The following is an 11,291-nucleotide window of genomic DNA, read 5'->3' as shown; positions in this document are numbered from 1 at the left end:
CTCCAGATAAAACAGTATTGAGTCCATCATATCAGATGGACTCTTTTTTTACTGTCTACCTATAGGGGATAATACCATCTTTTAACAAGATAGCTCTTTTCTTTATTTCACTACATTTCGTAAAGTACCAATTCCTTCTACTGTAATGACCACTTCATCACCAGCATGTAAAAACTTCGGTGGTGTAAAACCTTTTCCGACACCAGCCGGCGTTCCTGTTGCGATAATATCACCTGGTTCTAAAGTCATTCCTTTACTTATCGTTGAAATAATTTCTTCTATTGAAAAAATCATTTTATTTGTGTTAGAAGTTTGCCTTACTTCTCCATTTACTACCGTTTCAATGTGTAATGCATTCGGCGCATTAACCACCGATTTATGAATTAAATACGGTCCCATCGGACAAAATGTATCGAAGCTTTTCCCAAGGAAAAACTGTTTATGTTTTCTTTGAATGTCTCGAGCTGTTACATCATTGATAATCGTATAACCAAAAACATGCTCAAGCGCTTTTTCTTTTTTTATTTGCTTCCCTCGCTTACCAATAATGATAGCTAATTCTCCTTCATAATCTAGTTCGTCCGTTGCATGAGGGTGACCATTAATTTGCTCATTTATGCCAATAACTGTTGTTGGTGCTTTCGTAAAGATCATTATATTTTCTGGAATAGACTCTACTCCGCCCATTTCTACCGCATGCTCACGATAGTTTTTTCCAACGCACAAAATATTCTTTCTTGGCCTTGGAATCGGCGCTAATATTTTCACCTCTGTTAACGGATAATATGCCGCTTCCCCGTTCTCTTTTGCCCAATTTACAATTTCACATACTTTCTCAAAGCATTCAGTCCCTCTTTCAATACACTCTAACATTGTAATAGGGATTGTAACCTTTTCCCCTTTTTGTCTTTGCGCTTCTCTTAAGTGTAATACCTTTTCTTCTTCTTCATCTACAATACCTACAAATACCTTTTCTTCTTTCTTCGCCGTTACAAAACGCAATATTTCCACTCTCCATCCTAAAACTCATACCCTTTAATTGTATTCGCATCCGCAAGAAAAAAACCTTCTCATGCACGCTAATTTTTACAATATTCTTCTCATCCCCTATTCGTTACCCCTTTATCATTTGGCATAAAATGTAGAAATTTTACTTTTTTTAGCGAATGCATTTCTTTTTTATGAAGTTTTTGTATAATATGTACTACATATATACTAAAAATTTCATTTAGAGATGGAGCCGATTTCAATGTTTGAGCAAGCGATTGAAAAAAAACGTGAAAAAATGATTTATTTTGCTGAACGCTATGGAATGACTTCTCAAAAAACAGTGGATTGTAGCCAAGAACTGGACAGGCTCTTAAATGTAATTTGTCATGTACATACAGATTTACACCCTAATCAAACGTTCAAAACACACACGCAATAATGCGTGTGTTTCTTTTATTTCAAAAAAATACACATTTTATTGGAAACGCCCATACAATAGTAGAAAAGAAAATTTTAAAAACGAAGGGTGTTTTGTATGCCAGCTATGGTCGGACATATTCGTATCGTCAATATTGGATCAAGTGGTATTTTTCATATTGGAGATGTATTTGCGATTAGGCCTATTAGTTACTCACGTGCTTTCGCCGGGGCCGGCTCTTTCAACGTTGGAGATAATGTTTCTGTCTACAATTATCAAAGTGCAACGACTGTCAACGATTCAGATGTAATCGATCAAGCGATAATTGGCTCAACTTAAAGGAGGCAATTGCATTGAATTTTTATGTAAACCAAAGTATCATCATCAACAGTATTAAAATTGATAGCATTACAACCTCTTCTGTGTTCCAAATTGGTACTGCCGGAAGTATTAAAGCCCTATCTAAATTTTCAAATACGGGCGGATTTACGGAACCGCTTCGCCCATTACAGGCAAAAGGACAAATTATTTCTATCAAACCATCAACTAGTTCTTCTTAAGACATCCTTGTCATAAATATATAGCAGGAATATTTTTACCCTCCCTATTGAAAAGGAGGTTTCACAAATGAATCAAGATATATATACTTACTTACACCAACTTCAACAAGCTCTTCAAACACAACAAGCAGCCATCCTAAATTTAGAAGATCAAGTGCGCCAACTCCAAGAAGAGCTTAACGAATTAAAAAATCGCCCCTCCTCTTCTGTAGGAAAAGTGGAATACAAATTCGATCAATTAAAAGTCGAAAATTTAAATGGTACTTTAAATATTGGTTTAAACCCATTTTCAGCAAAAGGACAACAAATTGAAGATTTTCAAGTGGATACAGAAACATTGAAGGTAAACCCTGAAACCGAAACAAACCCAGACTTTTATCAAGGTATCCTCCAAGAAATGCATCGATACTTAGATGAAGAAGCATATAATCGTATTCTCCATTTTGAACAAGAAGAGAGAACACCGCTTGATGAAATGTATCGACAAATGATGGTGGATGACATAAAAAAACAGATGGAGCATCGACTCCCTTATTATTTATCACAAGTGCAATCATATGAAGGTATTTCAACAGATCCAGATTATTTACGAGATATCATTATTCAGGCAATGAAACAAGATATTGACAAAGCCTTTCTCTCCTTTATTCAGCACATACCGGGAAATTTCCGAAAGGAGTAAGTATGTATGAACCTTAACGTTGTAAACCGTGAGTTAAAAGTCGGACAGATTAAAATGAACGGTGTATCGTCGTCCGCACTCTTTTTAATTGGAGATGCAAATCTCCTCATTCTATCTTCTATTCTCGATACACCATTTGAAACAGTTACAGAGGGTCCATTTGTACCATTAGTAACAGATGTCCCTCCTACTCCAGGTTAAGGAGACTGAAAAATTATGTTGCATCATGTGTCCATTGTCCAAAATGTTTCTATTATTTCTTTAGGGATTACTGCCGTATTTCAAGTTGGAGATGCAAACCAAATGGAATTAAAAAGTAGAGCTATTGCCGTCCACCGTGAAATTCCTTTTTATATACGGGGAGAAGGTTGCTTTGATGCTTTTGAAATCTTTACAGATGAACACATTACAATTCCAAAACGAACGACAGATGTAAAATTAAATATTGTAAATGAATGCCCTTTTATTGAAGTGAATAACGTTGAATTGCGGACACTTTTAAATTCTGGTTGCTTTCAAATTGGAAATGTTGATTATGGTTTTAATAACTCTCGTATTATACAAATCCGCCAATATATTACGGATGAACCTTCCGCACAATAATTCATATAGTAATTAAAAAGCTTAGTAAAGTAGGTGGATGGTATGCCTTCAGTTGTAGGAAATCTCGTCGTGCAAAACAGTAACGGCTCTTTCAACTTAGGAGATTTTTATAACGTATCTCCGAAAGAAAACACGAAAGCCTATAACGGATCTGGAGCTTCCAATGTTGGGTTTGTCGTGAATACGTTTAACGGTGTTAGTGCAACGAATACATTTGATTCTGATGTGGCAGATCAAGATCAGATTGGAACAGCGTAAAAAAAGTAGGAGATATTCTCCTACTTTTTTCTTTTATGTAATTCAAAATTATTAAAATGAAATTTTAATAAGCAAGAGCTTCACTGTCCACAAATAGTGGTATAAACACGTAAGTAGTGAAGAGGTACTATTTCATTTTATTTAAATGATAACCCACTCTCCTCCAAAGCCTTCCTAAGCTTCGGCAAAGACGCAGGTCCCATACCATGCAGTTTTAAAATTTCTTTCTCACTATACTTTGAGAGTTCTTCTACAGTGTGAATTCCACGGTGCTCTAATGCCCTTCTTGCTGGGGCTGAAAGAAGAGAGAGAAAACCTTCTTTTGGTTTTCTCTCTTTCTCACAGACTGGGCAAGTTGGACAATCGCTACTTTTATAGTACTCGTGTCCCTGTTCACAAGTTCTTAACGTTGTCATTTTTTATAGCCCCTTCCTGCTCTCTATCCCTCAATATTCACAACGTGATTCCCATCAAAGAAGTATAAACATTTCTCTTTTACAGGATGTTGTAAGCTTTTCTCCAGTGCTTTTGCATATAACGAAAGCTGCACTTTATATCGATCTTCTAAAATTGGTTTCGCTTGTTCGAATCCGCCTGGGAATTTCCCTTCAATCGTATCTGTTTTGAAGTCGATTAACGTAATGCCATCTTCCTCTTCAATCATGCAGTCGATAACCCCTTGGACAAGAATCATTTCCCCGCTCTTCCCTTGCCAATCTTGATATGCTTCTTCTGCTGCAAGCATCATCGTAAATGGTACTTCACGCTCAACACTTTTCGCCGCTAATACCCTTTTACCTAAGTCACTGTCAAAGAATGAAATTACTTTTTCAATCGCTATTTCTTCCGCCTGCTCGAATGTTAATAATTCCTTATTTACCATTCCAGCAATTTGCTCTTGAAGAACCTCAATCGTAATCGGCTTCTTCAAATCAACATGCTGCATAACGACATGGACTGCTGTTCCGCGCTCTGCGTACGTTAACCCTTTTTTCTCCATAAATCGCGGGCGTGTTTTAATTGGTGCACGTAGTTTTTTAATAAAGGCGTTATCGCTACCTTCTTCAGATTGATAATTTCTCTTTATTTCTGTAACAGATTGCTTCGCACGATGAGATGTCGCATCCTCATATTCGTATTTCCACATTAATCTGTCGTACACTTCTTCTTTCCGTTCACTTTGCAGGGGAACAGCTTTTTTCTCACGAAGTGCTTCTAACAATTCTTGTTTCTCTTCTTGAACTGGCTCTGGTGCAAGTAGTGTGTTACCGTCCACAACTTCTACTTTCCAGCTAGTGTCATATCCGTAAATTTCATCCGGAATACTTCCTTGTCCTAATTCAAGAAGCATTTCACTATCACGGTGTCTATATAATGAAGGTGCAATCCAGTCTAAATAACAAGATGCTCCGGCACGTATATGATCTGGTAATAACCATTCACTATGTTCCCTCGCATCAAGCCATTTTTCCATTTCCTTATTTGCATCCTTAACTGTGCCGATTAAAATTAACTTCTCTTTCGCACGCGTCAATGCTACGTATAGTACGCGCATTTCTTCCGCAATTAATTCCATTTTCATTTTACGCTTAATCGCAAGCTGTGATAATGTTGTATATTTAATTCGTTTACGCGGATCGATAAATTGCGAACCGAAACCGAAATCTTTATGCAATAAGAAACGTTTCATTAAGTCTTGTGTATTAAAACGACGACCGAGTCCAGCTACAAATACAACTGGGAACTCTAACCCTTTACTTTTATGAATTGTCATAATGCGAACAACGTCTTCTTGTTCACCGAGAGCCCTCGCCGTACCCATATCATCACCGCGTTCTAAAATACGCTCAATAAAACGTAAGAAGCGGAATAATCCTCTAAATGATGTTGCTTCATATTGTCTTGCGCGGTCATATAGTACGCGTAAGTTTGCCTGCCTTTGCTTTCCAGCTGGTAAACCGCCAACGAAGTCGTAATAACCTGTCTCACCGTACACTTTCCAAATTAAATCAGAAAGTGATTGTTGACGTGCAAATTCACGCCATCCTTGCAGTAAGTTATAAAACCACTCTAATTTATCATAAAGTTCTTGCTCCTCTTCAAGCGGTGCCCCTTTTAAGAATGAGCTCATTACTTCATAAAACGAGCCTTTCTTTCCATGAGCACGAAGCGTTGCAAGTTCTTCATCGCTCAATCCAACGATTGGGGAACGAAGTACAGCGGCAAGCGGAATATCTTGCATCGGATTATCAATAACGCGGAATACGTTCATCATAATATTTACTTCCGTCGCTTCAAAATAACCAGTCGCGAGGTCAGCGTATACTGGAATTCCTTGTAATTTTAACTCTTCCATAATTTGCGGGGCCCACGGCATGGAGCGAAGTAAAATAACGAAATCGCGATATTGCACCGGACGCATACTATCATTTTTACGGTCATACACTTCATAACCGGAATCAACCATCGCTTTAATGCGCTGCGCCATAAGACGAGCTTCAAGCTGTGCTTTTTCGACTTCTGCACCTTCTTCACCGTCTATTACTTCTTCTTCCGTTTGCTGAATACATAATAATTCTGCTGCTACATCTTCACCTTCTGGATAGGTAGCACCTAGCTTTAGTTCAGCGTCAGCATCGTAGTCAATTTCCCCAACTTCTTCGCCCATAATTTGTTTAAAAATAAAGTTCGTACCTGCTAGTACTTCATGACGACTACGGAAGTTTTTCGCTAAGTCAATCTTCATTCCGCCGCCCAATCCTTCTTGTGTGAAGCGTTTATATTTTCCTAGGAATAGTCCTGGCTCGGCTAGTCGGAAACGATAAATCGACTGCTTTACGTCACCAACCATGAACAAGTTTCCTTCACTCTCAGAATCTTTCGTTACGAATTTAATAATGGATTCCTGTACAAAGTTCGTGTCTTGATATTCATCGACTAATACTTCAGCAAATTTATTACGATATTGGAGCGCCACTGCTGACGGATTCATTTCACCATTTTCACTTTGTTCACTTAAAATTTGTAAACAGAAATGCTCTAAATCTGTGAAATCGACCATTCCTTTATCTCGCTTCATCGCTTGGAAACGCTCTGTAAATACTTTTACAAGTTGAACAAGCTTTTCTAATATTGGGTGCATATCTTGAAAATCTCGTAAGAAACTTTCAGGTTTGCGGCTAAATAACTCTTCCTGTAATTTTTTTACTTCATCTTTCGCTTTATTACGAAGAGAGTCTACTTGTTTTACAACCTCTTCATTGTAATCACTTTTCTTAATACGCTTTAACGTTTGCCACGATACGTTTTGCATCGCTTCATACAAACTTGTCCACGACTCACGAGCAGCTGATGATAGCGTTCCAAGTAATGCTACATCTGCTTGCAGGGTTTCAATGCGAGGCGCTGGACCGTCAGGAAGCATTGCGAGTTCAGTTGCCTTACGAATATGCTGTTCCGCTGTTTCAAGCTGGAATTTCACATCTTCTAATAAATAAGAAGCATATACTAAATCTTCAATTGTCTTTCCTTCTACGTCATATGCTTCTACTAATTTATCAAGCCATTTTTCCGGATTTGGATGCGCTCTTGACTCTGTATGAAGCGCTAAAATCATACGTTGCAAGTCATCATCACTACGGTCACTCGTATAACGATCAACAAGTTCAAAGAAGATTGTATTATCTTCGATTCCGTACTCTTCTTCTAATATGTCATCTAGCACTTCTTCTTTTAACAATTCATTTTCTGTTTGATTCGCAATACGGAAACGAGGATCAACATCAAGCATGTAGTAATATCCTCTAATTACTTGTAAACAGAATGAGTGAATTGTTGAAATGGAAGCTTTATTTAATAGGCTCAGCTGCTTTCTTACGTGTTGAGAGCCTGGTTCATCAATTAATACCTTTTCTAACGCTTCCCCGATTCGGTTTTTCATCTCTTGCGCTGCTGCATTCGTAAATGTTACAACGAGCAGGCGGTCGACATCGACTGGGTTCTCTTCATTAATAATCTTTTTAATAATACGTTCAACTAATACTGCTGTTTTACCTGATCCAGCTGCAGCAGCAACTAAAATATCACGTCCGTTCGCTACAACAGCTTTCCACTGGTCATCTGTCCATTGACTACCTTCTGGTTTTTTAGGCCAATTTTCTATCATTCTCCGCCAACCTCCTCTCTTATTTTCTCCATCGCTTCGCTATCTTTCATATCTTTTAACGATCGGAACTGATTATCTTCCAGTGACTCATCAAATTGACAAACAGATTTGAAGTTACAGAACGTACATGCTGCTTTATTCCCCATTTTATAAGGAGCAATATCGATAACACCTTCTGTAATATCTTTTCCGATATTTTCAAACGTATGGTGTACATATTTTTGCAGTACGTTAAACTCTTGCTCACTTGCAATACTTGAACGCGCACTAAAGCTACCGTCTTTTTTCAGGCCAGCAGAAATAATATCTGAGCTTCCTGTTGAAAGTTTGTTATCCATTAAACGAACAACGTCAGCATCTCCTAATACGAGTCCCTTCATTTTAAATTTCTTTAAAATTTCTTTTTCAATTTCAGCTTCCGTTGCGTCACCTTTCATCTCAACGATTGGGTTATGAATATGGAAATACAATACACCAGCTGGTGATGCTGCGTGGCCTTTTTTCATCCACGTCTGTGCATTCGAAGTAACAACATCTAAATACGTTAACATTTGAAGTGCTAATCCGTAATACACTTCCGTTAAATCTAACGCTTTTGAACTTGATTTATAATCAATAATACGTAAGAACGTCCCGTTTTCATCTTCTGCCTTATCAACACGGTCAATACGGCCGACTACTTCCATCTTTACACCATTTGGTAATGAGAATTCCATCGGCGGAAGTGACCCTGTACCTCCCATACCGAACGGCACCTCTAAATCAACTGGTACGAATCCGCTTGACTTCGCATGTTCACGAAGAATGATTGACGTACGGAAAATGATTTGTTGTAGTTTTTGTTTTAAATAGAAATGACGGTTTGAACTTAATAAAATTTGTCGTTGTAATAACGGCGCAATTTCTTCTATTACTAAAACAGAAAGATGCTCACACTCTTTTATGGATAAATCCGCCCAAGTGCGGTTTTCACGCAATAACTTGTCCGCAATTTTCTTTAATGCCGCATGGAATAATTCGCCGATGTCTGGCGCATCAAGCTTGAAAATATCACGCTCTCTAAGCGATAAACCGTGCTGCGCAAAATGAGCGTATGCACAACGATTAAATAGTTCCATACGAGAGACGCTTCCTTTAATTATATCTCCGTATAAATCTCTACTTACTGCTGTACTTAGTTTCTTCGCACGATTTCGATAGAATAAACTTGATAAGACGCGGCTACTTTTTTGTTTCCATTCATCTGAAGTTACGTAGAAATTATATACGTCCCACCAAAAGTCTAAATTCCCTTCAAATCCGTATCGCTTCCACGTTTGTAGTTGCTGCATAACGTAAGATAACGTTACTTCTGGCGTTGCTACATATGAAATTTGTTCTGAACGTGATAAATCATTTACGTCATTCGTAATAAATGAATCTTTCACATTAGGGAACATTCTTTTTATTTTCTTAATAAAGCTAGACGCAAGTAACGTCTTTCCTTCTTCATCTGCAAGCGGGCATGAAATGTATAACTTCTCAGATGCTCTCGTTACCATTTGATACATAACGAACTGTTCTTCTAACAAAGTTTGTCTCGTCGTTGGCGCTAATTCAATCCCTGCCGCACCAAGAACTTCTCTTTCCTCATCAGAAAGCATACCTTCATCCATAGGTGCTGCTGGAATGACACCCTCATTTACACCTATAATAAACGTTGCTCTCACATCAGATAATCTGGAGTGATCAATATTAGCAATTAACACTTGGTCTAATGACGGCGGAATGTTAGCAAATTGAAGTGCCTCAAGACCAGTCGACATAACGTCAGTAAACATAGAAAGAGACATTTTCTCTTCCCCAAGCATCTCTACAAATGTATCAAGAAGGCTCATTACTTCTTCCCATACTTGTTCATGATCTGTCGCAAATAAGAAATCTCCACTTTCTTCTGCACGTATACGTAATTCTTCTAGTTTTTTCGGAACATCCAGTTCTTCTAAAAACAAGTAAACTGCTTCACACATTTGCATAACTGTTCCTGCACGCTTTAACCTTTTTTGCATGCGAATAACAGGTGTTCTTACAACGTCACGTAGCCTATTTATTTTCTCTTCCATTTCACGTTCACTGTCTGTAATCATCCCGTTCGTATCATCAAGAGAACGATAACGGCGATACATCCATGGATCTTCAGCAGTCCATCTCTTTCCTTGTACACCGTACGCTAAACAGTAATTTTCAAATTCATCCATTTCTTCACGCATCGCTTCTTTTCTTACGTCTAATGGATATAAAAGCTCTGTTTTCACGCAACGGAACACCGCATCATAACGCCAATTCCCACTAATAATCTCGAGTGCAGAACGAATACATTCTACCAATGGGTGGTGTGACATTGGGCGCTTTTCATCGATGAAGTGCGGGATATTGTAATCTGTAAATAACGTTCGCATCACATCGTAATAACTTTCCCCATTACGAAGAAGCACTGCAATATCTCGGTAACGATATTTTTCATCCGCAACAAGTTTACGAATTTCACGAGCAACACCTTCTACCTCCGCTCGTAAATTCGCAGCTGTACTAATCGTTACACTCGCTTCACCGTTAAATTTTTCATTCGGACGCGCTTCATAATGAGCTTCTAAATGCGCTAATGCCGGAGAATGAAAACGCGGCTGTTCCATAAGTGGAATTGTTTTTTCAATTTCTATTTTCTCTTCACGCGCTACTTGTTTTATTTTTTCATACGTTAACGTCGTTTCATAAAATAAATCGAGTTCATTTACTGGCTGCACTAACGTTTTTTCATCTATCGTTAACGTGATCGTAACTCTCGCTCCGCAAATCATAAGCTGTCTTACAATCTCTAACTCTTGCGGGGAGAATGAATGAAATCCGTCTATATAAATTTCCGCACCATTTACATATTCAGACTGCGGAAGCTTTTCCACTAGCAATTGCAGGTAGTCTTCTGAATCTAAATATTTTCCAATTAAAGCACGTTCAAAATCATCGTATAACAGCTGTAAATCATACACTTTATTCGCTAGTAACTTTTGTTCGGCACTGCTACTATGCGCATCTAATTGTTGCCACATTTCATATACGTTAGATGGCGTTACATTGTAACGTTTAAACTCTGCAATCATACTACCAAGATGTTCAAAGAAACCGTTTTGCTCCGCTGCTTTTTGGAACACCGATAATCCATCTTTACGAGACTCTACAATTTTACGGAGTAACATATGTACACCAGCTTCATCAATATGAAGACGACTCGCTCCGCCAACTTCTTGCAGTACCTTCCACGCTAATCGTGAAAAACTAAAAACTTGTGCCCGAATAGAACCTCTTACATCCTCACTTCCAATTAACGCCTGCTGCGTCTGGAATGTCATCTGTTCTGGCACAAGATATAATATTGTTTTCCCTCTCGGGCGTTGTTTTAACTCTTCTTGCACTTCGCGTAAACAAAGTGTACTTTTTCCACTTCCCGCTCTACCAATCACAAATCGAAGTGACATGTAACCCCACCTTTCACTTACATAACGAACGTTAGTTTGCTACTATAATTGTATTATAGGACACGAAAAAAGACAAACTGAGTTGTTTGCCTTTTTCTATACT

The 11,291-nt window shown here is 38.2% G+C and carries 11 protein-coding genes; 7 read left to right on the top strand and 4 right to left on the bottom strand.

Going from position 1 to position 11,291, the window contains the following annotated elements:
* Positions 1–102: 102 nt before the first annotated feature.
* A complete protein-coding gene (locus ACS2QP_RS18270; RefSeq protein WP_001213071.1) occupies positions 103–1,002 on the bottom strand; it encodes a fumarylacetoacetate hydrolase family protein in 900 nt (299 codons plus the stop codon).
* A gap of 247 nt (positions 1,003–1,249) precedes the next feature.
* On the opposite strand from ACS2QP_RS18270, the gene ACS2QP_RS18265 reads away from it, so the two are divergent.
* The 7 genes from ACS2QP_RS18265 to gerPF all read left to right on the top strand — a co-directional run bounded on the left by ACS2QP_RS18265 (position 1,250) and on the right by gerPF (position 3,511).
* Positions 1,250–1,429, top strand: coding sequence for an aspartyl-phosphate phosphatase Spo0E family protein (locus tag ACS2QP_RS18265; protein WP_000462841.1), 180 nt, complete (start codon positions 1,250–1,252; stop codon positions 1,427–1,429).
* A 96-nt stretch (positions 1,430–1,525) separates the two neighbouring features.
* Positions 1,526–1,747 (top strand): spore germination protein GerPA, encoded by a 222-nt coding sequence (gene gerPA, locus ACS2QP_RS18260; protein ID WP_001111187.1) that lies wholly within the window; start codon positions 1,526–1,528, stop codon positions 1,745–1,747.
* Positions 1,748–1,761: 14 nt separating this feature from the next.
* Positions 1,762–1,968, top strand: a complete 207-nt coding sequence (gerPB, locus tag ACS2QP_RS18255; protein WP_001012508.1) for a spore germination protein GerPB — start codon at positions 1,762–1,764, stop codon at positions 1,966–1,968.
* Between the two features lie 67 nt (positions 1,969–2,035).
* Positions 2,036–2,650, top strand: coding sequence for a spore germination protein GerPC (gene gerPC / locus ACS2QP_RS18250; protein WP_001070761.1), 615 nt, complete (start codon positions 2,036–2,038; stop codon positions 2,648–2,650).
* Positions 2,651–2,656: 6 nt separating this feature from the next.
* A complete protein-coding gene (gene gerPD / locus ACS2QP_RS18245; RefSeq protein WP_001052807.1) occupies positions 2,657–2,851 on the top strand; it encodes a spore germination protein GerPD in 195 nt (64 codons plus the stop codon).
* A 15-nt stretch (positions 2,852–2,866) separates the two neighbouring features.
* Positions 2,867–3,253, top strand: coding sequence for a spore germination protein GerPE (locus ACS2QP_RS18240; protein ID WP_438882716.1), 387 nt, complete (start codon positions 2,867–2,869; stop codon positions 3,251–3,253).
* Between the two features lie 42 nt (positions 3,254–3,295).
* Positions 3,296–3,511: a spore germination protein GerPF gene (gene gerPF, locus ACS2QP_RS18235; protein ID WP_001141566.1), complete on the top strand. Its 216-nt coding sequence runs from the start codon at positions 3,296–3,298 to the stop codon at positions 3,509–3,511.
* Between the two features lie 137 nt (positions 3,512–3,648).
* On the opposite strand, the gene ACS2QP_RS18230 is transcribed toward gerPF, so the two are convergent.
* From ACS2QP_RS18230 to addB, 3 genes are read right to left on the bottom strand one after another with little or no spacing between them, the layout of a single operon-like run.
* Entirely contained in the window at positions 3,649–3,927 is a 279-nt protein-coding gene (locus ACS2QP_RS18230) for an RNA polymerase alpha subunit C-terminal domain-containing protein (RefSeq protein WP_098212802.1), read from the bottom strand.
* A gap of 23 nt (positions 3,928–3,950) precedes the next feature.
* On the bottom strand, positions 3,951–7,676 hold the full coding sequence (addA, locus tag ACS2QP_RS18225) for a helicase-exonuclease AddAB subunit AddA (protein ID WP_438882715.1): 3,726 nt from the start codon (positions 7,674–7,676) through the stop codon (positions 3,951–3,953).
* Positions 7,673–11,188, bottom strand: a complete 3,516-nt coding sequence (addB, locus tag ACS2QP_RS18220) for a helicase-exonuclease AddAB subunit AddB (protein ID WP_438882714.1) — start codon at positions 11,186–11,188, stop codon at positions 7,673–7,675. The genes addA and addB overlap by 4 nt, the downstream gene beginning before the upstream one ends.
* Positions 11,189–11,291: the final 103 nt, after the last annotated feature.

Origin of the sequence: Bacillus cereus group sp. Bce019 (assembly GCF_051781745.1) — a bacterium.
In the GTDB taxonomy this organism is placed as follows: Bacteria; Bacillota; Bacilli; order Bacillales; family Bacillaceae_G; genus Bacillus_A; species Bacillus_A cereus.
Note: the sequence above shows the minus strand (reverse complement) of the source record. Positions and strands in the feature narration are given on the sequence as shown.